We start from the raw sequence: 23,122 nt of genomic DNA on the forward strand, positions 1-23,122 counted from the left end.
CTAGCCGACTCAGCCGATCCCGAGCATCCGCTTGTTTGCGGCCACGTCGACCCCGCCCGCGGCGAAGTCGTCGAAGGCCCGGTCGGCCACGCGGATGATGTGGTCGGCGATGAACTTCGCGCCCTCGCGCGCGCCGTCTTCGGGGTGCTTGATGCAGCACTCCCACTCCAGCACCGCCCAGCCCGGGAAGTCGTACTGCGCCATCTTCGAGAAGATGGCCTTGAAGTTCACCTGCCCGTCGCCCAGTGAACGGAAGCGCCCTGCCCGGTTGATCCAGCTCTGGAAGCCGCCGTACACGCCCTGCTTGCCGGTCGGGTTGAACTCGGCGTCCTTCACGTGGAAGATCTTGATGCGCTCGTGGTAGTGGTCGATGTAGGCCAGGTAGTCGAGCTGCTGCAGCATGAAGTGGCTCGGGTCGTACAGCAGGCAGGCGCGCGGATGGTTGTTCACGCGCTCCAAAAACATCTCGTAGCTCACGCCGTCGTGCAGGTCTTCGCCGGGGTGGATCTCGTAGCCCACGTCCACGCCCACGGCGTCAAAGGCGTCGAGGATCGGCCGCCAGCGGCGCGCAAGTTCGTCGAAGGCTTCCTCGATCAGGCCCGGCGGGCGCGGCGGCCACGAGTAGAGGTACGGCCAGGCCAGCGCGCCCGAGAAGGTCGCGTGCGCCGTGAGCCCGAGGTTGGCCGAGGCCTTTGCCGCAAAGTGCAGTTGCTCGACGGCCCACTGCTGGCGCCGCACCGGATCGCCGCGCACCTCGGGCGCCGCGAAACCGTCGAAGCCCGCGTCGTAGGCCGGGTGCACCGCCACCAGCTGGCCCTGCAGGTGTGTCGAGAGTTCGGTGATCTCCAGGCCGTGCTTTGCCAGCGTGCCCTTCACCTCGTCGCAATAAGTTTTGCTTTCGGCGGCGCGCTGAAGGTCGAACAGGCGGGCATCCCAGCTCGGGATCTGCACGCCCTTGTAGCCCAGCCCGGCGGCCCAGCCGGCGATGCCGTCGAGCGTGTTGAACGGCGCGGTGTCTCCCGCGAACTGGGCCAGAAAGATGGCGGGGCCCTTGATCGTTTTCATCGGCTTGTCTTCCTTATTCGTTGGGGCAGCGTTGAAAGCATACTTGGCGTGTCGTCCGACCCCGTGCGAGAGGCCAACGAGCCAAAATGGACTTTCCTTTTCGCATCAATCGCCCGGTTAGCACCGACGACAGTCCCGCGATGACACAACCTGTTTCCGCTCGGCTCAAGATCGGCCTGTCCGCCTGCTTCTCGCATGCCGACCCGGCCCGCTCGCTCTTCACCAACAAGACGCTGCAGTACGTCGAGCAATCGATCGCGCACTGGCTCATGTCCGCCGGCGCCATGGTCGTGATGGTGCCCTGCCCCACCGGCGAAACCGCGCGCGGCGATACCAAGCTGTCGCACTACGCCGAATGGCTCGATGGCGTGGTCATGCACGGCGGCGCCGACGTCTGGCCCGGCAGCTACGGCGAGGTGCCGCTGAAGGACGCGTGGATCGGCGACCAGATCCGCGACCTCTACGACCTCGCGCTGGTCGAAGCCTTCGAGCAGGCCGGCAAGCCCATCTTCGGCGTGTGCCGCGGGCTGCAGCTCATCAACGTCGCCTTTGGCGGCACGCTCTACCAGGACATCGAGGCCCAGCACGAGGGCGGCCTGCGCCACCGCGACCCGGTGACCTACGACCAGAACTTCCACGAGATCGAGCTGGTTCAAGGCACGCGGCTGTCGAAGCTCTACCCGCAGGTGGAGAAGGCGCGCGTCAACAGCATCCACCACCAGGGCATCAAGGGCCTCGCGCCGGGTTTCGAGATCGAGGCCTGGAGCCTGCCCGACCGCGTGCCCGAGGCCATCCGCCGCCGCCCAGACAAGGGCCGCAGCTACATCGCCGCGACCCAGTGGCACCCCGAATTCCACAAGTACGGCAGCACAGAGACGGTCGACGACACGCCGATCCTGCATGACTTCCTGTGGGCCTGCGCCACCGCGAAGGTCGCGCCGAAGGTGCCGCCGCGCTCCAGCTCCGGCAAGATCCGCGACCGCGCTGCGCGCGTGCTGCGCCAGGCGCTGCTGCGACGCTAGGCGGCGCGCACTGATCAGCGCGACGACTTGTTCGTCGTGCCGCTGACGCTGGCGTCGATGGTGCCGAACACCGTGACGCCGCTTCCGCCTGTCGCGCCCGATGTATTGGCGCCGCTGCTGGCTGGGGCCGAACCCGTGCCTGCGCAGCCCGACACCAGCGCGCCCATTGCGATCGCGAACACAGCAGCAATGATTGGCTTCACTGGAAACTCCAAGAGATGGTTTGGTTGACGGTTGTTGCCGGCCCACTATAGGCCGCCGGCCCGCTCGCCCTGTAACAACACACCCGGCGCCGACAAGGTTGTTTCGCGCAGCCAGTCGATCAGCGCGCGCAGCTTGGGCGGCACGCGCCTGCGGTCGGGGTAGTACAGCGTCAGGTCGGGCAGCGGCGTGGTCCAGTCGGCCAGCAGCTGCACCAGCCGGCCGTCGGCGACGTGGCGCTCGGTGTAGCTGCTGATCAGGTTGGCGATGCCGATGCCGTCGACCGCCGCGTCGAGCATCACGGCCACGTCGTTCATCACGAGGCGGCCGCTCACCGCGAGCGTCATGGCCTCGCCGTCTTTCTCGAATTCCCATCGCTCCAGCAGGCCCGAGCTCTCGAAGCGAAAGCCGATGCAGTCGTGCGCCAGCAGTTCGCGCGGGTGCACCGGCGTGCCGCGTTCGGCCAGGTAGCGCGGCGCGGCGACGATGCTGTTGGCCAGCGGCCCGCCGACCTTCACCGCCACCATGTCGCGCTCGACCATGCCGCCGAAGCGGATGCCGGCATCGAAGCCCCGGCCCACGATGTCGACCAGCGCGCTGTCGATCGACACCTCCACGTCGATCTGCGGATAGGCCCGCAGGAAGCCCCCGAGCGCCGGCTGCAGCACGAACAGGTAGGCCGCGCGAGGCACCGTGAGCCGCAGCAGGCCCGCGGGCCGCTCAGCGCTGTCGCTCAGCTCGTCGGAGGCCGAGGCCAGCTCCTGCACCGCCGGGCGGATGCGTTCCAGAAAGCGGGCGCCGGCTTCGGTGAGATTCACGCTGCGCGTGGTGCGGTTGAACAGCGGCACGCCCACGCGCTTTTCGAGCAGCCGCACCGCCTGGCTCACGGCCGAGGGCGAGACGCCCAGCCGCACCGCCGCGGCCGAAAAGCCGCGTGTTTCGGCCACGGCCACGAAGGTGACGAGTCCGTCTAGCTGGTCCTGGCGCATGGGTGGAATCCGGTTGATCTTGAAGAAAACCTTCAAGGTGCTTCATCGATTGGATGGATTATCAAAGCGATGCGGCGCGCGCACAGTCAGGCCATCGGTTCTTCCATCCACCCTTCAAGGACATCGCCATGACGGTTTCTTCTTCTCCCAGGACCTGGTTCATCACCGGCGTCAGCAGCGGCTTCGGTCGCGCGCTGGCGCAGGAGGCGCTGGCCGCCGGCCACCGCGTGGTCGGCACGCTGCGCAACGAGGCCGCGCGCGCCGAGTTCGATGCGCTGCAGCCCGGCCGTTCCTTCGGCCGCCTGCTCGACGTGACGCACGACGCCGAAGTGGCCCGCGTGGTGGCCGAGGTCGAGGCCTCGGTCGGCCCGATCGACGTGCTGGTCAACAACGCCGGCTACGGCCACGAAGGCACGGTCGAGGAATCGTCGCTCGACGAGCTGCGCCAGCAGTTCGAGGTGAACGTGTTCGGCGCCGTGGCCGTCGCCAAGGCGGTGCTGCCCTTCATGCGGGCGCGCCGGCGCGGCCACATCCTCAACATCACGTCGATGGGCGGCATCGTGACCTTTCCGGGGCTGGGCTACTACCACGGCAGCAAGTTCGCGCTCGAGGGCATCTCGGAGACGCTGGGCAAGGAGGTGGCGAGCTTCGGCATCCACGTGACTGCCGTGGAGCCCGGCGGCTTCCGCACCGACTGGGCGGGCCGCTCGATGGTGCGCGCACCGCAGACCATTGCCGACTACGCGCCGGTGATGGGCCCGGTGCGCGAGCGGCGGCTGGCGCGCAGCGGCAAGCAGGACGGCGATCCGGTGAAGGCGGCGCGCGCCATGATCCAGATCACCGAGGCCGCGAACCCGCCGGCCCACCTGCTGCTCGGCCCCGACGCGGTGAAGGTGGTGCGCGAGAAGCTTGGCGCGCTGCAGGAGGAGATCAAGGCGTGGGAGGCGCTGTCGGTGTCGACCGACTTCACGCCCGCCACGGTCTGATCGCTGAGGGGATCAGCGCGGGTCCGTGGCCAGCAGCATTTCGACCATCGAGCGCAGATGGCCCTGCAGCCGCGCCGCGCCGGCCTCGTCGAGCGCCAGCGTGGCCTCGTCCATGTACAGCTTGCGGTTGATCTCGACCTGGATGCTGTGCCGGTGTTCGGCAGGCTTGCCGTGCCGACGCACCAGTTCCACGCCCTTGTACGGGTGGTTGTAGTCCACGCTGTAGCCGAAGGCGCGCAGGTGCTCGCAGATATTCTGCGACAGCGCCGGGTCGGCCGTGCTGCCGTCGCGGTCGCCGATCACGAAGTCGGCATGCGCCAGGCCCGGGAAGTCCGTCGCATGGCTGGCCGCGATGGCCGGCATCGAGTGGCAGTTGATATGAATGCTGTAGCCGTGGCGCGCATGCGCCTCGGCTACAGCCTGCGCCACCGCCGCGTGGTACGGCCGCCAGCAGGTGTCGATGCGCTGGCGCACCTCGTCCACCGGGAGCTGGCGGTCGTAGATAGGCAGGCCTTCGTCGGTGAGCTTCCAGATCAGGCCCTTGCCCAGGCGCACCTTCGACAGCACGCGCGGGTCGGTGGAAACCGGATCGGTCCAGGAGCCGTCGAGCATCGTGGTGTCGATCTCGGTCGTGTCGCGGTTGGCGTCGAGATAGCTGCGCGGAAAGTGCGCCTCGATCCAGGCCGCGCCCATGGCGGGCGCGAAGGCGTAGAGCTTCTCGACGTGCGTGTCCTCGGCGCGGCGCAGGGTGGCCAGCTCGCGCACCGTGCGGAAGTCTTCCGGGTAGACGGTGCCGCTGTGCGGGGAGTCGAGCACCAGGGGGGTATGCCCGGCGACGCTCGTCACCTGGGCGCGGGTTTGGATCAGTTTCAGAACAGGATGCATAGGCAGGTGTCGGTCAGTCCAATCGGATGCGGGCGAATTCGGCCACCTTCTTCATCTTCTCGATCTCACCCGCGATCTGCTTCGTGAACTCGGCAGGCGTGGTGCCCGAGGCGTACAGCCCCTGCAACGCAAGGCGCTCGCGCACCGCGTGGTCCTTCAGCGCAGTGGCCACGGCCTGCTGCATGCGCAGCGCGATCTCGGCCGGCGTGCCGGCGGGTGCGACCATGCCGAACCACGAAGGATCGTTGTTGACCGGATAGCCCAGCTCGCCATACGTCGGCACCTCGGGCAGCACGTCGAGCCGGCCGCTCCAGGACACGGCCAGCGCCTTCAGCTTGCCCGACTTCACATGCGGCAGCGACGAGGCCACCTGGTCGAAATACACCGGCACCTGGCCCGCGAGCACGTCGTTGATGGCCGGGCCCGCACCGCGGTAGGGGATGTGCACCATCGAGGTTCCGGTGCTGCTCTTGAACAGCTCGCCCCACATGTGGCCGATGGTGCCGTTGCCCGGCGTGGCGTACGACACCTTGCCGGGGTTGGCCTTCAGGTACTTCACCAGCTCCGCGAAGCTGCCGACCGGCAGCACGGACGGGTTGATGACGATCACGCCCGGCGCCTTCACCAGCTCGGTCACGGCGACGAAACCCTTGATCGGGTCGTAGGGTAGCTTCTGGTATACGGCCGGGTTCACGCCGTGGGTGGACAGCGTGGCCACGCCGAAGGTCAGGCCGTCGGGCGTGGCGCGTGCCAGCTCGGCCATGCCGATGGAGCCGCCCGCGCCGGCGCGGTTGTCGATCACCACGGGCTGCTGGAGGATCTTGCCGAGGGGCTCGCCGAGCACGCGCGCCGTGATGTCGGTGGCGCCGCCGGGCGGGAACGGCACGACGAGGCGAATCGGCTTGCCCTGGGCGAAGGATATTCCTGGCACGACGGAAGCAGCGGCCAGGGTGGAAATGAAGTGACGACGTAGCATGGGTTTCTTCCAATGAAACAGAGAGTGATGGAGCGATTCGCTGCATTACCTGAAGCAAAGGATAGACCAGCTAACATTCCGATCTGGAATGTTTTAATGGGCATCCCGCCATGTCACTCCGCCCATGTCACTGCGCCGTCTCAACCCGCCTCTGAACCTGCTGCGCGCCTTCTCGACCGTCGTTCGCTTCGGCGGCGTCTCGCGCGCGGCCGAGGCGCTGCACCTCACGCAGGGCGCGGTCAGCAAGCAGGTGCAGGAGCTCGAACGCTGGATCGGCGCGCCGCTGTTCGAGCGCAGTCGCAAGCGCCTGGCGCTCACGCCGGCCGGCGAGCGCTACGAGAAGGCGGTGCGCGCCACGCTCGCGCAGCTGGAGGCGGCCACGCTGGAGCTCATTACCAGCGGCGACGGCGGCGGCGCGCTGCACCTGTCCGCCCTGCCCACCTTCGGCGCCAAGTGGCTGATTCCGCGGCTGCCCGACTTTCAGCGCGCGCATCCGCAGATCACGCTGCATTTCGTGCCCTTCGTGCATGGCTATGACTTCGAGCGGCCCGAGCTCGACTGCGCCATTCTTTTCGGCGACGGCCACTGGCCCGGCGCCCGCTCGCACTACCTCGCCGGGCAGGACGTGGCGCTGATCGCCCCGCGCGCCGCGCAGGCCGAGGTGGCCATCCGCACGCCGCAGGACGTGGCGCGCTGCACGCTGCTTCGCCACGTGAGCGTGCCGCAGTCGTGGCTGCAGTGGAGCGAGGCGCATGGCGTGCGGGGGCTCGATCCGCTGGCGGGCCCGCAGTTCGACCAGTTCCAGACCATGATCCGTGCAGTGATGGTCGGCATGGGCGTGGCGCTGGTGCCGCGCTGTCTGGTGCAGGACGAAATCGCTTCCGGGCTGGTGGACGAGCCCTTGCCCGGCGGCGGCTATCGCGGCAACGAGGGCTACTGGTTCTGCTACCCGGAAGGGCGCGGCCAGCTGGCCACGCTCGATCATTTCCGCAGCTGGCTGCTCGCGGAGGTGGATCGCGGCAAAGAGGCGCAGGCGCCTGCTTGATGCCTGCTTAATGCCTGCTTACTCGGGCTTCGCGCCCGAGGCCTTCACCGCCGCGCCCCACACCCCGATCTCGCTCGCCACGAAGCGGTCGAACTCGGCCGGCGTCGTGGGTGCGGGCTCGGAGCCGCGCTCGCGGATGAAGCGCGCCATCTGCTCGCTCTTCAGGATGTCCGTCACTTCACGATTGAGCCGCTCGACGATGTCGGCCGGCGTGCCGCGCGGCGCCATCAGGCCGAGCCAGCCCACGGCCTCGAAGTTCTTGGTGCCTGCCACGCCGCTTTCGCGCACGGTGGGCACATCGGGCAGTTGCGACGAGCGCGTGGCCGAGGTGACGGCCAGCGCCACCGCCCTGCCCGACTTGATGTGCGGCAGCGCGGCCGTCACCGAGTCGACCATCAGCGGAATCTGGTTGCCCAGGAAGTCCGACTGCGCCGGCCCGCTCCCCCGGTACGGAATGTGCGTAATGAACACATGCGCCGCCGACTTGTACATCTCGCCCGACAGATGCTGCGTGCCGCCGATGCCGGCGCTCGCGTAGCTCAGCCGGCCGGGCTCGGCCTTGGCGCGTGCCGTGAGTTCGGCCAGCGTGCGGATGCCGCTCTCGGGCGTTGCAAGAAACACCAGCGGCACCTTCGCGATCAGCGAGATGCCCGTCAGGTCCTTGCGCGGGTCGAAGCCCGGCTTGGCATAGAGCGTCTGGTTCACCGCCATCGCGCTGCCGGCCACCACCAGCGTGTAGCCGTCGGGCTGCGAGCGCACAACAAACTCGGTGCCGATGTTGCTGCCGGCACCGGCCTTGTTGTCGATGATCACCGGCTGGCCCAGCCGCTTGCCGAGCTGCTCGGCAAGCGCGCGGGCGAAGATGTCGGTGGCCTGCCCCGGCGGAAAGGGCACGACCAGCTTGACCGGCTTGTCAGGCCACGCGGCGGCGTGGGCCAGGCCCGCGCCGCCCAGCAGCGCGACGGCCATCGCAACAACGCTTGCGCTGAAGTGTCTGCGCCGCATGGCTCAGGGCGCCGAGAGGTGCTTGCCCACGATGCCCGCGAGTTCGAACATCGTCACCTGGTCCTTGCCGAACACCGGCTTGAGCTTGGCGTCGGCATTGATCGCGCGCTTGTTGGCCGCGTCCTGCAGGCCGTTGGCCTTGATGTAGTCCCACAGCTTCTTGATGACCTCGGTGCGCGCCACCGGTTCGGCGCCGATCACCGCGGCCAGCGAATCGCTGGGCTTCAGGCCCGCGCCGGGCTTGCGCGGTGCCGCGGCCTTCTTCGCTGCCGGTGCCTTCTTGGCGGCGGGCGTCTTCTTCGCAGCAACCTTCTTGGCCGCAGCCGTCTTGCCCGCGGGCGCGGCCTTGCCGAAGGTCTTGCGCGGCGGGAACTTGCTGCCGCCTTCGCGCGGCGCGAACTCGAAGGTCACCTTGCCCTCTTCGGCGTTCCACGTCAGGAAGGCCTTGAAGGCGCGGCGCGTGCGCATGCTCACGAACTTGTCGAGCAGGTCGGTCTTGCCGGTGGCGAGCAGCTTTTCCATCTGCGCGCGTTCCACCGGCTGCTGCAGGATGATCTTGCCGGTCTTGAAGGTGCAGCTCGGCGTGGGCTGTGCATTGGTCGGCACCGACTTCTCGCAGACGTAGTTGCTGCCATGCTCGAACACCGGTGCGCCGCACACCGGGCACGGGCCCACGGTGTCCTGCTCGCTGAAGTCGACGATCTCGCCGCTGTCTTCGTTCTTGTCGTCGCCGAAGTCGAACTCCAGCTTCCAGTTTTTCGCTTCCTCGTCGAACTTGATGACGATCTCGGAGGTGAAGGGCCAGCCGGCCTTGGAGCGGAAGCCTTCCAGCGGGCCGATGTGCTTGTCGCGCAGCAGCGCCTCGGCCTCGGCCACCTCGAAGGTGCGCCCGGCCGGAGACTTGCCGAACGAGAAGCCGCAGGCGTCCTCGCCGGTGCCGCTCTTGCCGGTGCAGGCGTAGCGGCGGTAGTTTTCGCGCACGATGCCGCCGCAATTGGGGCACGGCGTCTGCAGGGTCGCGTAGTCGCCCGGCACGGTGTCGCGGTCGTATTCCTTGGCCTTCTTGACGATGTGCTCGGTCATCGCCGCAATCTCGCGCATGAAGGCGTCGCGGCTGAGCGCGCCCTTCTCCATCTGCGCGAGCTTGTATTCCCACTCGCCGGTCAGCTCGGCCTTGGAGAGTTCTTCCACGCCCAGGCCGCGCAGCAGCGTCATGAGCTGGAAGGCCTTGGCCGTAGGAATCAGCTCGCGGCCTTCGCGCAGCATGTACTTCTCGGTGATCAGGCCTTCGATGGTGGCGGCGCGCGTGGCTGGCGTGCCGAGGCCCTTCTCCTGCATGGCCTCGCGCAGCTCGTCGTCGTCGATGGTCTTGCCCGCGCCTTCCATGGCACCGAGCAGCGTCGCTTCCGAGTAGCGTGCCGGCGGGCGCGTCTTCAGGCCCTTGATGTCGGCCGACTCGGTGTTCACGATCTCGCCCGGCTTCACCGGCACGAGGCGCTTGCCGTCCTTGTCGTCTTCCTTTTCGTCGTCCTGTGCTTCCTTGCCGTAGATGGCGAGCCAGCCCGGCTTCACCAGCACCTTGCCGTCGGTGCGGAAGGGATACTTCTTGCCGCCCTGCTCCACCGTGCTGATGCGCGTGGTCACCTGGTGCTCGGCGCTCGGGAAGAACACCGACATGAAGCGGCGCACCACGAAGTCATAGAGCTTCTGCTCGGCATCGCTCAGGCCGCTGGGCGCCTGCAGCGTCGGGATGATGGCGAAGTGATCCGACACCTTGGCGTTGTCGAAGATGCGCTTGTTGGGCTTGACGTAGTTGCCATCGACCGCCTGCTGCGCGAACGGTGCCAGGTGCTTCATGCCGCTCGTGGCGAGCATGCCCATGGTCTGCTTGACCACCGGCAGATAGTCTTCCGGCAGCGCGCGCGAATCGGTACGCGGGTAGGTCAGTGCCTTGTGGCGTTCGTAGAGGCTCTGTGCCAGCGCCAGCGTAGTCTTGGCGCTGAAGCCGAAGCGGCCGTTGGCCTCGCGCTGCAGCGAGGTCAGGTCGAACAGCGCGGGCGAGGCTTGCGTGGTGGGCTTGCTCTCTTCCGTCACCGTGGCGGGCTTGCCGCGCGAGGCGTCGGCGATGGCGCGGGCTTCCTGCTCGTTCCACACGCGGTCGGCGCGCTGTTCGGAGTCGGGCTCGCCGTTGGCCAGGAGCGGCGCGTTGGCCTTCTTCCAGTCGGGGTTGAACCACTTGCCCGGGTACTCGCCGGCCTCGGCCGCGAAGCTGCCGTGGATTTCCCAGTAGTCGCGCGAGACGAACTTGCGGATCTGCTCCTCGCGCTCCACAACGACGGAGAGAGTCGGCGTCTGCACGCGGCCCACGGTCGTGAGGAAGAAGCCGCCGTCGCGCGAATTGAACGCGGTCATGGCGCGCGTGCCGTTGATGCCCACCAGCCAGTCGGCCTCCGAGCGCGAGCGCGCGGCGTCGGCCAGGCCCTGCATCTGCTTTTCGGTGCGCAGCGCGTCGAAGCCGTCGCGAATGGCCTGCGGCGTCATCGACTGCAGCCACAGGCGCTTGACCGGCTTGTGAAGGCCCGCCTTGCCGCCGGCGTATTGCTCGATCAGGCGGAAGATCAGCTCGCCCTCGCGCCCGGCGTCGCAGGCATTGATGAGCTGCGTCACGTCCTTGCGCTTGGCCTGCTTGACCACTGCGTTCAGGCGCGTCTTCGTCTTGTCGACCGGCTTGAGGTCGAAGTGAGGCGGGATCACCGGCAGGTTGGCAAAGCTCCATTTGCCTCGCTTGACGTCGAACTCCTCGGGCGCCTGGATTTCGACCAGGTGACCGACAGCGCTGGTCACGACATAGGTGTCGTTCTCGAAATGCTCGTCATGTTTGTCGAATTTCCCTGCAACCGGCGTGAGGGCACGGACGATGTCCTGTGCCACCGACGGCTTTTCTGCGATTACCAAAGTCTTTGTCATCTAAGGGCTCTCTATACTCTGCGGCTTCCCGCGTGCGCACGCGCACACGCGCATGTGTGCATATTCAAACTAACAGACTTCGGCGATGCCTTCCAAATCCCCACTTTCCGCCGGTCGCCGAATCCAGACGCGGCGCTCGAATGTCCATGGCAACGGCGTGTTCGCCGTGCAGGACCTGGCCGAGGGCGAAACGCTGATCGAATACAAGGGCGAAGTCATCAACTGGAAGGAGGCGCTGCGCCGCCATCCGCATGACCCGGCCCAGCCGAATCACACCTTCTACTTTCACATCGACGACGGGCGTGTGATCGACGGCAACGTCAAGGGCAACGCCGCCCGCTGGATCAACCACTCGTGCGAGCCGAATTGCGAAGCCGACGAGGTCGATGGGCGCGTTTATATCAAGGCGCTGCGCAACATCTCCGCCGGCGAAGAGCTCAACTACGACTACGGCCTGATCATCGACGAGCCGTACACGCCGAAGCTTCTGTCCGAATTTCCTTGCTGGTGCGGCTCGGAGCAGTGCCGCGGCACGCTGCTGACGCCCAAGGACGATGAGGACGAGAAGAAGAAAAAGAAGAAAAAGAAGAAGGCTGAAAAGAAAAAGGCCGAGAAGAAAGAAGCCAGGAAGGCGGAAAAGAAGGCCGACAAAAAAGCCGAGAAGAAATCCGAAAAGAAGGCGGAGAAAAAATCCGCCAAGAAGGAAAAGTCCGCCGAGGACTGACCATGAGCAGCAGCACCTCGGCCGCCTGGTTCGAAGACCGGATCGCCGCGTCGGTCGCTCCGCTGCTGCCCGGCTTCGCGGTCGAGGCCGTGGCCGAAATCGATTCCACCAACACCGAGCTGATGCGCCGCGCGCGTGCCGGCCGCATCGAGCCCGTGCTGCTCGTGGCCGAGCGCCAGACCGCGGGGCGCGGCCGTCTCGGGCGGCCCTGGCAGAGCGCGCCACAACAGGAAGAGTCGGCCTCGCTGACTTTCTCGCTCGGCATGCCTCTGGCCCCGGCCGACTGGTCGGGCCTCTCACTGGCCGTCGGTGTCAGTGTGGCCGAGAGCCTCGATCCCTCGGGCACGCACAAGGTCGGCCTCAAGTGGCCCAACGACGTGTGGGTGAACGACTGCAAGCTGGTCGGCATCCTCATCGAAACCGCGCTGCCGTCCGCCGGCCGCGCCGATGCGCCGCGCTATCTCGTGATCGGCATCGGTATCAACATCGGCGCGCGTGAAGGCGACGGCATGCGTACGCCGCCGGCCTGGCTGCGCCAGTGGCGCCCCGAAGCCACTGCGCCCGAAGTGCTGCGCGAACTGGCCGAGCCGCTGGTGCGCAGCGTGCTCGAATTCGAGGCCAGGGGCTTTGCGTCCTTCGCCGAGCGCTTTGCCGCACGCGACGTGCTGCGGGGCCGCGAAGTGGTGCTCAGCGACGGCACCGCCGGCCTGTGCGAAGGCGTGGCCTGGGGTGGAGAGCTGCAGGTGCGCACCGACGCCGGCCTGCAGCTGATTTCCAGCGATGAAGTGAGCGTGCGCCCTCGCGGCATGACCCTCTGACACGTATGAAGCTGCGCCTGCTCCTCATCGTCCTGCTGCTGGCCAATGCCGGCTATTTCTTGTGGGCGCGCGGCGATCTTGCCGGCTTCGGCTTGGCTCCGGCCGCGCTCAACGAGCGAGAGCCGCAGCGCATGTCGCGCCAGATCCACCCCGAGTGGCTGCAGATCCGCAAGGAAGCGAAGCCGGGCGCGCCTGCTCCCTGACTCCCCTGATCAATCAAGGTGCCGCTTCACCCTCGAAGCGCACCGTGAACAGCGCGCCCGGCGGCTGCTTGCCGGGATGCGCATCCTCCAGCTTCACCTGCGCGCGGTGCTGGTTCGCAATCTCCAGCACGATCGGCAGCCCCAGCCCCGAACCGTCGGCCTCGTTGCCGAGCACGCGGTAGAAGGGCTCGAACACCAGCTCGCGGTCGACCTCGGCGATGCCGGGGCCGTTGTCCTCCACCTGCAGCAGCAGCACGTGGCCGAAGGGGTCGGCCAGCACGCGCACGGTGATCAGGCCAGGGCGCTCCGGCGTCGAGGGCGTGTAGTTGATCGCGTTGTCGACCAGGTTGCGCACCAGCTCTTTCAGCAGCGTCGCGTTGCCGTCGAACATCACGCCTGGTGCGCCGGCTTCCGCGCCGTCGTAGCCCAGGTCGATGCGCTTCTCGATCGCGCGCGGCACGGCCTCGCGCACCACCTCGATGGTGAGCTTCGCCAGATCGCAGGGCTGGTGGTGCGCATTGGCGCTGTTGCCTTCGGCGCGCGCCAGCGACAGCAGCTGGTTCACCGTGTGCGTGGCGCGCTTGCTGGCGCGGCCGATCTGCTTGAGCGACTGCTTCAGCTCGTCGGCGTTGGCGCCTTCGCGCTGCGCCAGGTCGGCCTGCATGCGCAGGCCCGCGAGCGGCGTCTTCAGCTGGTGCGCCGCGTCGGCCAGAAAGCGCTTCTGCGTGCCTATCGAATCGTTGAGCTTGTCGAGCAGTTCATTCACCGACGACACCAGCGGCACCACTTCCAGCGGCACCGACGATTCGTCGAGCGGGCTCAGGTCGCCCGGGCGCCGCTCGCGGATGCGCGCCTCCACCACCGACAGCGGCTTGATGCCGCGCACCAGCGCCAGCCAGATCAGCAGCACTGCCAGCGGCAGGATGGCGAACTGCGGCAGCAGCACGCCCTTGATGATCTCGGCCGCGAGCACCGACTGCTTCTCGCGCGTCTCGGCCAGCTGCAGCAGCGTGGGCGGCACGTCGTCGGTGCCGCTGGCGATCCACATCGAGGCCACGCGCACTTCCTTGCCATGCAGGGCGCTGTTGTGCAGGAACACCTGGCCGGCCGGCAGCGGCTCGTCGAGGCCGGGCATCGGAATGTCGCGCTCGCCGCTCAGCAGCGTGTCGTGGCCGTCGAGCAGCTGGTAGTACACGTGGCCGGCGTCGTCGGCCCGCAGGATCTCGCGCGCCGATTGCGACAGCACGAACTGCGTATGCCCTTCCTTCACCGTCACCAGCTCGGCAAGGGCCTTCACGTTGTGTTCGAGCGCGCGGTCGAAGGGCGCGTTGGCAATGCCCTGCGCCACCAGCCAGGTGACGCCGATGCTCACCGGCACCAGCAGCAGCAGCGGCGTGAGCATCCAGTCGAGGATCTCGCCGAAAAGCGAGCGCTGCGCGCGCTGAAAGAGCTTCATCGCGCCGAGTCCTCCGGCGTGCCGCCGCCCGCGCGTGGCGGCTGCCGCGTCGTCGTCACTGGATCTTTTCGAGGCAGTAGCCCAGCCCGCGCACCGTCGCGATGCGCACCGGCCCCTTCTCGATCTTCTTGCGCAAGCGGTGGATGTAGACCTCGATGGCGTTGAGGCTCACCTCCTCGCCCCATTCGCACAGGCGGTCGACCAGCTGGTCCTTGCTCACCAGCCGGCCGGCGCGCTGCAGCAGCACTTCGAGCAGCCCCAGTTCGCGCGCCGACAGCTCGATCATCTTGCCGTCGATGGTGGCCACGCGGCCGGCCTGGTCGTACACCAGCGGGCCGTGGCGGATGGCGTTGCTGGTGGTGCCCATGCCGCGCCGCGTGAGGGCGCGCACGCGCGCTTCGAGCTCCTGCAGGCTGAAGGGCTTGGCCATGTAGTCGTCGGCGCCGTGGTCCAGGCCCTTGACGCGTTCCTCGACGCTGTCGGCCGCGGTGAGCACCAGCACCGGCAGCTGCGAGCCGCGCGCGCGCAGGCGCTTGAGGATCTCGATGCCGTGCAGGCTGGGCAGCCCGAGGTCGAGGATCAGCAGGTCGAACTCGTCGTGCGTCATGAGCGCGGTGTCGGCCTGCGAGCCGTTCGCCACGTGGTCGACCGCCGCGCCCGAGGTGCGCAGGCTGCGCAGCAGGGCATCGGCCAGCACCTGGTCGTCTTCGGCAATCAGAATCCGCATGCGTCACCTCCGGCCTGTTCGAGCGCCGAAACGGCGCCGTTCACATTTGTCTCTGGGGCGAGTCTAGCCCGCTGTGTAGGCTTCCAGTCCGATGGTTACCACGGTGGCGATCTCGTCGCCGACGCTGCTTCGGAACTCGCTCTCGGCCTGCGTCACCGCGCTGCGGAAGGCGTCTAGCCAAGCCAGCCCGTCGGCGGTGAAGAGCACGCGCCGCGCCCGCGCGTCGAGCGGATCGGGCCCGCGCGTGACCAGCCCCCAGGCCTCGCACTGGTCGACCAGCGCCCCCATTGCCTGCTTGGTCATGCCCGCGCGCTCGGCCAGTTCCGTGAGGCGCGAGCCCTCGCGCGCCAGGTGCCGCGTGATGTGGATGTGCGCCGCGCTCACCTGCGCGCGCGCCGCGAGGTTCGACAGCGCCAGCGGCACGTCGACGTCGTGCGCCATCAGCTCCAGCACGCGCTCGTCGAAGCGGCGCATGGCGTGGCCGAGCAGGCGGCCCAGGTGGGTCTGGCGCCAGGCATCGGGGTCGGTCGGGAAAGCAGCTTCGGCCATGGCGGTAAATGGTAAAGCAAACTGACCAAAAAATGGGTTTACGCCAACCCATCAGCCCCTACACTACTGTTCAAGCATCCAGCCTGTAGTTAAAAGCAGATCGGATGAAACCCAACACAAACCGTTGATTTTCAAGGAGTTTCCACATGGACGCAGTCGTCAAGGGCGCAAGCATCTCGGTCGCCAACAGTGAAAAAGCCAAGGCGCTGCAAGCCGCGCTGGCCCAGATCGAAAAGCAGTTCGGCAAGGGCACGATCATGCGGCTCGGCGAAGGCGAGGCGCTCGAAGACATCCAGGTGGTTTCCACCGGCTCGCTGGGCCTGGACATCGCGCTGGGCGTCGGCGGCCTGCCGCGCGGCCGCGTGATCGAAATCTACGGCCCGGAATCGTCGGGCAAGACCACGCTCACGCTGCAAGTCATTGCCGCCATGCAGAAGCAGGCCGGCACCTGCGCCTTCGTCGACGCCGAGCACGCGCTCGACGTGCAGTACGCCCAGAAGCTCGGCGTGAACCTGTCCGACCTGCTGATCAGCCAGCCCGACACCGGCGAGCAGGCCCTTGAAATCGTCGACTCGCTGGTGCGCTCCGGCGCCGTCGACCTGATCGTCATCGACTCGGTGGCCGCGCTCACGCCCAAGGCTGAAATCGAAGGCGAAATGGGCGACTCGCTGCCCGGCCTGCAGGCCCGCCTGATGAGCCAGGCACTGCGCAAGCTCACGGCCACGATCAAGAAGACCAACTGCATGGTCATCTTCATCAACCAGATCCGCATGAAGATCGGCGTGATGTTCGGCTCGCCCGAAACCACTACCGGCGGCAACGCGCTGAAGTTCTACGCCTCGGTGCGCCTGGACATCCGCCGCATCGGCACCATCAAGAAGGGCGACGAGGCCATCGGCAACGAAACCAAGGTGAAGGTGGTGAAGAACAAGGTCTCGCCCCCGTTCAAGACGGCGGAGTTCGACATCCTGTTCGGCGAAGGCATCAGCCGCGAAGGCGAGATCATCGACATGGGCGTGACCGCCAAGATCGTCGACAAGTCGGGCGCCTGGTACGCCTACAACGGCGAGAAGATCGGCCAGGGCCGCGACAACGCCCGCGAGTTCCTGCGCGAGAACCCCGAGCTGTCGCGCGAGATCGAGAACAAGGTGCGCGAGTCGCTGGGCATCCCGCTGCTGGCCGCCGATGCCGGCGCCACGCCCGAGAAGCCGCAGAAGGCTGCCAAGGCCGAGAAGGCCGACAAGGGCGAATAAGCCAGAGCGCGGCTCCCCGGGGGCCGCGCGAGCGACCCCCGAATGGCATTCAACGCCCCGTCCCTCAAAGGCCGCGCACTGCGCCTGCTGAGCCAGCGCGAACATTCGCGCGCGGAGTTGGAGCGCAAGCTGGCAAAGCATGAAGAAGAGCCCGGCACGCTGGCAAAGGCGCTCGACGAGCTGGCAGCGAAAGACTTCATCAGCGAGCCGCGCGTGGTGGCCTCTGTACTCAACCAGCGCGCTGCCCGCTCGGGCGCGCTGCGGGTAAAGCAGGAGCTGCAGGCCAAGGGCATCGCGCCCGAGGCCATTGCCGAAGCGATAGCTGGTCTGCAGGAAACAGAAGTCGAACGCGCCACGGCCCTGTGGCGCCACCGCTTCGACGCGCCGCCCGCCGACGCGAAGGAGCGGGCCAAGCAGATGCGATTCCTGATGGCGCGCGGGTTCTCCGGCGCCGTCGTGTCCAAGGTACTCAGGAGCGATTTCGATGAAACCGACGAATGAAGACCACGCCGCGCAGTCCCGCGTCATCACTCAGCGCGTGCAGTGCGAATGGCGCCGCGCCTATGTGCTGGCGGCCGACCCGAAGCGCCTGCCCGACTGGGCCAGCGGCCTCGCCAAGAGCGCGCTGGTGCCGCACGGCGACCACTGGATCGTGCGCACGCCCGAGAGCGGCGAGGCCCGCATGCGCTTCGCGCCGCGCAACGATCTCGGTGTGCTCGACCACTGGGTCGCGCCCGAAGGCGTGCCCGAGGTCTACCTGCCGTTTCGCGTGATCGGCGTTGCGCCGGACGCCTGCGAGCTGCAGTTCACGCTGCTGCGCCAGCCGCACATGGACGATGCGGCCTTCGAGCGCGATGCGCAGTGGATCGCCCGCGACCTGCAGGCGCTGCGCAATCTGCTCGAAGCAGACTGACTGACCGCCTCAGCCGCGCACCACGATCGGCGTGAACTTGCGCCGCGCCTTCAGCTGCTCGGCATCCCACTCGATGCCCAGCCCCGGCGTCTCCGGCGCCACCGCATGGCCGCCTTCGATGCGCAGCCGGCTCGTCGTGAGGTCGTCGAGCTGCGGGATGTATTCCACCCAGCGCGCGTTCGGCACGGCCGCGCACAGGCTCACGTGCAGCTCCATCAGGAAGTGCGGGCACATCGCGATGTTGTGCGCCTCCGCGAGGTGCGCAATCTTCAGCCAGGGCGTGATGCCGCCCACGCGCGCCACGTCGGCCTGCACGATGGAGCAGGCGCCCTGCTGGATGTATTCCGCGAACTGCGACGGGTGGTACATCGATTCGCCCACCGCGATCGGCACCGAGGTGCTCGCCAGCAGCTGCGCATGTCCGCGCACGTGCTCGGCCGGCATCGGCTCCTCGAACCATGCCAGGTCGAGCGGCGCGTATTGGCGCGCGCGGCGAATGGCCTCGGCCGCGGTGAAGCTCTGGTTGGCATCGACCATCAGCTCGAAGTCCGCCCCCACGGCCTCGCGCACGGCCGAAAGGCGCGCGATGTCCTGCGCCACGTGCGGCTTGCCGACCTTGATCTTCGCGCCGAGAAAGCCGTCGGCCTTCGCAGCGAGCGTCTGCTCGACGAGTTGCGCGGGCTCGATGTGCAGCCAGCCGCCCTCGGTCGTGTAGACCGGCACGCGCGCCTGCGCACCACCTGCCAGCCGCCACAGCGGCAGGCCCGCCGCGCGCGCGTTGCGGTCCCACAGCGCAGTGTCGATGGCCGCCAGCGCCAGGCTGGTGATGGCGCCCACGGCGGTCGCGTGCGTGTGGAAGAACAGGTCGCGCCAGATGGCCTCGTACTGCTGCGGGTCGCGCCCGATCAGCCGCGGCGCCAGGTGGTCGTTCAGCAGCGCCACGATGGACGAGCCGCCCGTGCCGATGGTGTACGTGTAGCCGGTGCCCGACGAGCCGTCGTCGCAGCGCACGGTGACCATCACGGTCTCCTGCGTCACGAAGGACTGGATGGCGTCGGTGCGCTTGACCTTGGGCGCGATGTCGATCTGCGCGATTTCTACCTGGTCGATCTTCGTCATCGTGCTCAGGCTCCGTTGCGCATCACGTCCGCGGGCAGGTCGGCGCCGTGGAATTTCTTGTAGATGGTGTTGAGCTCGCCGCTCTTGAGCTGTGCCTTCACGAACTCGTCGAGCTTGGCCTTCAGGCGCGGCTCGTTCTTGCGCATGCCGATGGCCAGCATGTTGACCTTCATCGTGAACTTCGGCTCCATCTGCTTGGCAGGGTTCTTCTCGTTGATGGTCTTCAAGAGCGGCGGCGCGGTCGCGAAGATGTCGGCCTGTCCGCTCACCACGGCGGTGATGGAGGTGGCGTCGTCGTCGAAGCGCACGATCTGCGCGCCGGCCGGCAGGATCTTCGTCACTTCCTGGTCGTTGGTGGTGCCGCGCGTGGCAATCACTTTCTTGCCCGCCAGGTCGGCCGGGCCGGTGATGCTCATGCTCTTGGGCGCGCCCACCACGGCCAGGATGGCGGCATAGGGCACAGAGAAGTCGACGACCTTCTCGCGCTCCGGCGTGACCGACATGCTGGAGATCACGATGTCGGCCTTGTCGGTCTGCAGGAAGGGAATGCGGTTGGCGCCGGTGGTGGGCACGATCTCCAGCTCGAGGCCCAGGCTCCTGGCCAGCAAGCGCGCGGTCTCGACGTCGGAGCCGGTGGCGTTGAGCTTCTCGTCCTTCAGGCCATAGGGCGGCACTGCGAGGTCGATGGCCACGCGGATCTTCTTGGCGGCGGTGATGGTGTCGAGCTGGTCGGCATGCGCCGCACCTGCAAAGCCGAGGGCCAGCACGAGCGCGGACAGCAGCGCGCCGCGGCGCTTGAACGAGAGGGAAGAAGTCATCGAAGGTCTCCTGGAGTTGTCTGAAAAGAAAATCAAAGCCCGGTGCCGATGAACTGGCGCAGCTCGGGCGTCTGCGGGTCGCTGAGGATGCCGGCGTCGCCTTCCTCCCACACCAGCCCCTGGTGCATGTAGATGACCTTGTCGGCCACGCCGCGCGCGAACGCCATCTCGTGCGTGACGAGGATCATGGTCATGCCCTCGGCAGCGAGCTTTTCCATCACCTTGAGCACTTCGCCGGTGAGCTGCGGGTCGAGCGCGGAAGTCACTTCGTCGAACAGCATCAGCTGCGGCTTCATCGCGAGCGAGCGCGCAATGGCCACGCGCTGCTGCTGGCCACCCGAGAGCTGTTCGGGGTAGGCGTCGGCCTTCTCGGCCAGACCCACGCGTTCGAGCACTTCCATGGCGATGGCGCCGGCTTCCGATGCGCTCATCTTCTTCACCGATTGCGGCGCGAGCGTGATGTTCTGCTTCACCGTGAGGTGCGGGAACAGGTTGTAGCTCTGGAACACGATGCCCACGTCCTTGCGCAGGTCGCGCAGGTTCAGTGCCGCATCGTGCACCGCGTGGCCGCAGCACTGGATGGTGCCGCTGTCGATGGTCTCCAGCCGGTCGATGCAGCGCAGCGCGGTGCTCTTGCCCGAGCCGCTCTGGCCGATGATGGCGACCACCTGCCCGCGCGTCACCGAGAACGACACGCCCTTGAGCACATGCAGCTTGCCGAAGTGCTTGTGGACGTCGTTGAGTTCAACCACGGGCTGCATTGAGCTTCCTTTCAAGGGCGCGACTCCATCGCGACAGCGGATAACAAAGAATGAAATACAGGACCACCGCGCACCCGAAATACAGGAAGGGCTGGAACGTCGAGTTGTTCAGCACCTTGGCGTTGTAGGAGAGCTCGGCATAGCCGACCACCAGCGACGCGATCGACGTGTTCTTGATGATCTGCACCAGGAAGCCCACTGTGGGCGGCGTCGCGATGCGCAGCGCCTGCGGCAGGATCACGCGGCGCATGCGCTCCCAGCGGGTGAGCGCCAGGCACTCGGCGGCTTCCCACTGGCTGCGCGGCACGGACTGGATGCAGCCGCGCCAGATCTCGCCCAGGAAGGCGCTCGCATAGATGGTGATGGCCAGCGCTGCCGCGACGATCGCCGGCACCGAGCCGATGCCCGCGATGTTGGGTCCGAAGAAGCACACGCCCATGAGCACCAGCAGCGGCGTGCCCTGGATGACCTGGATGTAGCCCGCCGCAATGCGCCGCACCGCCTTCACCGGCGACACGCGCGCCAGCGCCACCGCCAGCCCGATGAGCCCGCCGCCCACGAACGCAAGCGCCGAGAGCTGTACCGTGCCCCACGCGCCCATCAACAAAAAGCCGAAGTGATCGATTGGCATGAAGGTCATGTCGAAACCTCTTTCGCCCGCCTCACAGCGGCGTGCCCAGCTTGCGCCGGCGCGGGAAGATCAGCACGCCCAGCAGCCAGAAGCCCAGGCGCATGGCGTACGACAGCGCCAGGTACACCACCCACAGCACGATGAAGATCTCGAAATTGCGGAAGGTGTCCGACTGGATGCGGTTGGCCACGCCGAAGAGCTCTTCCGCGCCGATCGACGACATGATGCTGGAGGCCAGCATCAGCAGCACGAACTGGCTGGCGAGCGCCGGATACACGCGCTCCACCGCGGGCCGCAGGATCACGTGCCAGAACACCTGCAGCTTCGACAGGCCCAGGCATTGCGCCGCCTCGAGCTGGCCCTTGTGGATCGACTCGATGCCCGCGCGGATGATTTCGCAGCTGTACGCGCCGATGTTCACCACCAGCGCCAGCACCGCGCCCACCATGATCGGCATCGTCACGCCGGCGCTGGAGAGGCCGAAGATGAGGAAGTAGCTCTGGATCAGCAGCGGCGTGTTGCGGATGGCTTCCACGTAGCCGCCCGTCAGGCGCCGCAGCCAGCCGTGGCGGCTGTTGCGCCCCAGCGCGCAGACCGTGCCCAGCGCAAAGCCCAGCACCGTCGCGATGAAGGACAGCTGCACGGTGGTCCACGCGCCTTCGAGCAGCAGCGGCCACTGCTCGAGCACGGGCATGAAGTCGAACTGGTAGTTCAATGCGTTGGGCTCCGGAAGTCCAATGGAAGAAAGCAGGGGAGGGTGCCGCTCACGCAGCGCGAGCAATACTGGCGAGCGGCAGGCACGAAGGGCCGAGCGGTTCGAAGGCCTTGTAGGTCAGGATGAATTCGCGATGCCCCAGCGCCTCGGACTTGGTGGCCGCGCCGTCGGCAACGCTGCGCACAGCGTCGAAGATCTCCTGGCCCACCTCCTGCAGCGTGCCGCGCCCTTCAAGGATGCGGCCGGCATCGACGTCCATGTCCTCGCCGAGCTGGCGGTAGGTGTCGGGGTTGGCGCAGACCTTGATGACGGGCGACACGGCAGAGCCCACCACAGAGCCGCGGCCCGTGGTGAACAGGATGAGGTGCGCGCCGCAGGCGATGAGTTCGACGATCTCTGCGTTGTCGCTGATGTTCGGAAAGCCGAAGCGCGGCTCGCCGTCGGGCACCACGTCGAGCAGGTAGAGGCCGCCCTGCGGCGGAACGTCGCCCGGCTTCACGATGCCGTTGATGGGCGAGGCGCCGCTTTTCGCATATGCGCCCAGCGATTTTTCCTCGATGGTCGAGAGCCCGCCGTCGGCATTGCCCGGCGCGAAGCTGCCGTGGCCCATGGTGCTGTAGTAGCGCGCGGCCTTGTTCACGCATTCGACGATGGCCTCGCCGAGCTCCGGCGTGGCGGCGCGGCGCTGCATGTGGAATTCGCAGCCGATCAGCTCGCCGGTTTCCTCGAAGATGCAGCGCGCGTCCTGTTCGATCAGCAGGTCGAAGGCGCGGCCCACGGCCGGGTTGGCGGTGATGCCGCTGGTGCCGTCGGAGCCGCCGCAGATCGTGCCCACCACGAGCTCGCTCAGGTCCATGGGCACGCGCTGCTGCTGCGCGAGTTCGGCCAGCGCCCACTGCACCCACTGCGTGCCTTCGCGGATGGTGGTGCGCGTGCCGCCCTTCTGCTGGATGGTGAGCGTGTGCACCGGCCGGCCCGATGCGGCAACGGCCTCTTCGAGCTTGCGCTTGTTCATGCTCTCGCAGCCCAGCGAGATCAGCAGCGCCGCGCCCACGTTGGGGTGCGTGGCAATGGCTTGCATCATGCGTTCGGCGTACTCGTTCGGGTAGCAGCCGGGGAAGCCGACGAGATGCACTTCCGATTCACCGTCCTGCTGGCGGAAGTTGAGCGTGATCTCGCGGGCGACGTGGTGCGCGCATTCGACCAGGTAGGCCACGACCACGACGTTGCGGATGCCCTTGCGGCCGTCGGCGCGCGGGAATCCGTTGATCTGGAAATTGGGAGCGTTCATGCG

The 23,122-nt window shown here is 67.3% G+C and carries 25 protein-coding genes; 9 read left to right on the forward strand and 16 right to left on the reverse strand.

The window, feature by feature from the left end; genetic code table 11:
* Nucleotides 1-9: 9 nt before the first annotated feature.
* Nucleotides 10-1,065 carry a sugar phosphate isomerase/epimerase family protein gene (locus tag BLV60_RS13385; RefSeq protein WP_093055176.1) on the reverse strand — a complete coding sequence of 352 codons (1,056 nt, stop codon included), beginning with the start codon at nucleotides 1,063-1,065 and terminating at the stop codon, nucleotides 10-12.
* Between the two features lie 140 nt (nucleotides 1,066-1,205).
* On the opposite strand from BLV60_RS13385, the gene BLV60_RS13390 reads away from it, so the two are divergent.
* On the forward strand, nucleotides 1,206-2,087 hold the full coding sequence (locus BLV60_RS13390) for a gamma-glutamyl-gamma-aminobutyrate hydrolase family protein (RefSeq protein ID WP_093055178.1): 882 nt from the start codon (nucleotides 1,206-1,208) through the stop codon (nucleotides 2,085-2,087).
* A gap of 14 nt (nucleotides 2,088-2,101) precedes the next feature.
* Here BLV60_RS13390 and BLV60_RS13395 read toward each other — a convergent pair whose 3' ends face one another.
* On the reverse strand, nucleotides 2,102-2,290 hold the full coding sequence (locus tag BLV60_RS13395) for a hypothetical protein (protein WP_093055180.1): 189 nt from the start codon (nucleotides 2,288-2,290) through the stop codon (nucleotides 2,102-2,104).
* A gap of 45 nt (nucleotides 2,291-2,335) precedes the next feature.
* Entirely contained in the window at nucleotides 2,336-3,277 is a 942-nt protein-coding gene (locus BLV60_RS13400) for a LysR family transcriptional regulator (protein WP_093055500.1), read from the reverse strand.
* A gap of 128 nt (nucleotides 3,278-3,405) precedes the next feature.
* Here BLV60_RS13400 and BLV60_RS13405 point away from each other — a divergent pair, with 128 nt between their 5' ends.
* Nucleotides 3,406-4,263 carry an oxidoreductase gene (locus BLV60_RS13405; protein ID WP_093055502.1) on the forward strand — a complete coding sequence of 286 codons (858 nt, stop codon included), beginning with the start codon at nucleotides 3,406-3,408 and terminating at the stop codon, nucleotides 4,261-4,263.
* A gap of 12 nt (nucleotides 4,264-4,275) precedes the next feature.
* Here BLV60_RS13405 and BLV60_RS13410 read toward each other — a convergent pair whose 3' ends face one another.
* Nucleotides 4,276-5,148 (reverse strand): N-formylglutamate amidohydrolase, encoded by an 873-nt coding sequence (locus BLV60_RS13410; protein ID WP_093055182.1) that lies wholly within the window; start codon nucleotides 5,146-5,148, stop codon nucleotides 4,276-4,278.
* 13 nt (nucleotides 5,149-5,161) lie between these two features.
* Nucleotides 5,162-6,124 carry a tripartite tricarboxylate transporter substrate binding protein BugE gene (locus BLV60_RS13415; RefSeq protein WP_093055184.1) on the reverse strand — a complete coding sequence of 321 codons (963 nt, stop codon included), beginning with the start codon at nucleotides 6,122-6,124 and terminating at the stop codon, nucleotides 5,162-5,164.
* A 124-nt stretch (nucleotides 6,125-6,248) separates the two neighbouring features.
* Between BLV60_RS13415 and BLV60_RS13420 the strand changes: the two genes are divergently transcribed.
* Nucleotides 6,249-7,169 (forward strand): LysR substrate-binding domain-containing protein, encoded by a 921-nt coding sequence (locus tag BLV60_RS13420; protein ID WP_093055186.1) that lies wholly within the window; start codon nucleotides 6,249-6,251, stop codon nucleotides 7,167-7,169.
* A gap of 18 nt (nucleotides 7,170-7,187) precedes the next feature.
* Here BLV60_RS13420 and BLV60_RS13425 read toward each other — a convergent pair whose 3' ends face one another.
* Complete coding sequence (locus tag BLV60_RS13425) at nucleotides 7,188-8,174, reverse strand: tripartite tricarboxylate transporter substrate binding protein (RefSeq protein WP_093055188.1); 987 nt, start codon at nucleotides 8,172-8,174, stop codon at nucleotides 7,188-7,190.
* A 3-nt stretch (nucleotides 8,175-8,177) separates the two neighbouring features.
* Complete coding sequence (locus BLV60_RS13430; protein WP_093055190.1) at nucleotides 8,178-11,141, reverse strand: DNA topoisomerase III; 2,964 nt, start codon at nucleotides 11,139-11,141, stop codon at nucleotides 8,178-8,180.
* 85 nt (nucleotides 11,142-11,226) lie between these two features.
* Here BLV60_RS13430 and BLV60_RS13435 point away from each other — a divergent pair, with 85 nt between their 5' ends.
* From BLV60_RS13435 to BLV60_RS13445, 3 genes are read left to right on the forward strand one after another with little or no spacing between them, the layout of a single operon-like run.
* A complete protein-coding gene (locus BLV60_RS13435; RefSeq protein ID WP_093055192.1) occupies nucleotides 11,227-11,865 on the forward strand; it encodes an SET domain-containing protein in 639 nt (212 codons plus the stop codon).
* A gap of 2 nt (nucleotides 11,866-11,867) precedes the next feature.
* Nucleotides 11,868-12,683: a biotin--[acetyl-CoA-carboxylase] ligase gene (locus tag BLV60_RS13440; protein ID WP_093055194.1), complete on the forward strand. Its 816-nt coding sequence runs from the start codon at nucleotides 11,868-11,870 to the stop codon at nucleotides 12,681-12,683.
* A 5-nt stretch (nucleotides 12,684-12,688) separates the two neighbouring features.
* The gene (locus tag BLV60_RS13445) at nucleotides 12,689-12,886 is read left to right on the forward strand and encodes a sporulation protein (protein ID WP_093055196.1); all 198 of its coding nucleotides are present in this window, start codon (nucleotides 12,689-12,691) and stop codon (nucleotides 12,884-12,886) included.
* Between the two features lie 13 nt (nucleotides 12,887-12,899).
* Here BLV60_RS13445 and BLV60_RS13450 read toward each other — a convergent pair whose 3' ends face one another.
* The 3 genes from BLV60_RS13450 to BLV60_RS13460 all read right to left on the reverse strand — a co-directional run bounded on the left by BLV60_RS13450 (nucleotide 12,900) and on the right by BLV60_RS13460 (nucleotide 15,618).
* Entirely contained in the window at nucleotides 12,900-14,342 is a 1,443-nt protein-coding gene (locus tag BLV60_RS13450) for a sensor histidine kinase (RefSeq protein ID WP_093055198.1), read from the reverse strand.
* A 55-nt stretch (nucleotides 14,343-14,397) separates the two neighbouring features.
* Nucleotides 14,398-15,069 (reverse strand): response regulator transcription factor, encoded by a 672-nt coding sequence (locus BLV60_RS13455; RefSeq protein WP_093055200.1) that lies wholly within the window; start codon nucleotides 15,067-15,069, stop codon nucleotides 14,398-14,400.
* Between the two features lie 63 nt (nucleotides 15,070-15,132).
* Nucleotides 15,133-15,618: a MarR family winged helix-turn-helix transcriptional regulator gene (locus BLV60_RS13460; RefSeq protein WP_093055202.1), complete on the reverse strand. Its 486-nt coding sequence runs from the start codon at nucleotides 15,616-15,618 to the stop codon at nucleotides 15,133-15,135.
* Nucleotides 15,619-15,764: 146 nt separating this feature from the next.
* On the opposite strand from BLV60_RS13460, the gene recA reads away from it, so the two are divergent.
* From recA to BLV60_RS13475, 3 genes are read left to right on the forward strand one after another with little or no spacing between them, the layout of a single operon-like run.
* Nucleotides 15,765-16,871: a recombinase RecA gene (gene recA, locus BLV60_RS13465; protein WP_093055204.1), complete on the forward strand. Its 1,107-nt coding sequence runs from the start codon at nucleotides 15,765-15,767 to the stop codon at nucleotides 16,869-16,871.
* A gap of 42 nt (nucleotides 16,872-16,913) precedes the next feature.
* Nucleotides 16,914-17,372 (forward strand): recombination regulator RecX, encoded by a 459-nt coding sequence (gene recX / locus BLV60_RS13470; RefSeq protein ID WP_093055206.1) that lies wholly within the window; start codon nucleotides 16,914-16,916, stop codon nucleotides 17,370-17,372.
* Nucleotides 17,356-17,784 (forward strand): polyketide cyclase, encoded by a 429-nt coding sequence (locus BLV60_RS13475; RefSeq protein ID WP_093055208.1) that lies wholly within the window; start codon nucleotides 17,356-17,358, stop codon nucleotides 17,782-17,784. The genes recX and BLV60_RS13475 overlap by 17 nt, the downstream gene beginning before the upstream one ends.
* A gap of 9 nt (nucleotides 17,785-17,793) precedes the next feature.
* Here the strand turns inward: BLV60_RS13475 and BLV60_RS13480 are convergent, their stop codons facing one another.
* From BLV60_RS13480 to BLV60_RS13505, 6 genes are read right to left on the reverse strand one after another with little or no spacing between them, the layout of a single operon-like run.
* Nucleotides 17,794-18,903, reverse strand: coding sequence for a mandelate racemase/muconate lactonizing enzyme family protein (locus BLV60_RS13480; protein ID WP_093055210.1), 1,110 nt, complete (start codon nucleotides 18,901-18,903; stop codon nucleotides 17,794-17,796).
* Nucleotides 18,904-18,908: 5 nt separating this feature from the next.
* Nucleotides 18,909-19,721, reverse strand: a complete 813-nt coding sequence (locus BLV60_RS13485) for a transporter substrate-binding domain-containing protein (RefSeq protein ID WP_093055212.1) — start codon at nucleotides 19,719-19,721, stop codon at nucleotides 18,909-18,911.
* A 32-nt stretch (nucleotides 19,722-19,753) separates the two neighbouring features.
* Nucleotides 19,754-20,482, reverse strand: coding sequence for an amino acid ABC transporter ATP-binding protein (locus tag BLV60_RS13490; protein ID WP_093055214.1), 729 nt, complete (start codon nucleotides 20,480-20,482; stop codon nucleotides 19,754-19,756).
* Nucleotides 20,466-21,122: an amino acid ABC transporter permease gene (locus BLV60_RS13495; RefSeq protein ID WP_371127368.1), complete on the reverse strand. Its 657-nt coding sequence runs from the start codon at nucleotides 21,120-21,122 to the stop codon at nucleotides 20,466-20,468. The genes BLV60_RS13490 and BLV60_RS13495 overlap by 17 nt, the downstream gene beginning before the upstream one ends.
* 22 nt (nucleotides 21,123-21,144) lie before the next feature.
* Nucleotides 21,145-21,828 carry an amino acid ABC transporter permease gene (locus BLV60_RS13500; protein WP_093055216.1) on the reverse strand — a complete coding sequence of 228 codons (684 nt, stop codon included), beginning with the start codon at nucleotides 21,826-21,828 and terminating at the stop codon, nucleotides 21,145-21,147.
* Between the two features lie 49 nt (nucleotides 21,829-21,877).
* On the reverse strand, nucleotides 21,878-23,119 hold the full coding sequence (locus BLV60_RS13505) for a UxaA family hydrolase (RefSeq protein WP_093055218.1): 1,242 nt from the start codon (nucleotides 23,117-23,119) through the stop codon (nucleotides 21,878-21,880).
* Between the last annotated feature and the right edge of the window lie 3 nt (nucleotides 23,120-23,122).

It is taken from the genome of Variovorax sp. YR634 (assembly GCF_900106655.1).
GTDB lineage: Bacteria > Pseudomonadota > Gammaproteobacteria > Burkholderiales > Burkholderiaceae_C > Variovorax.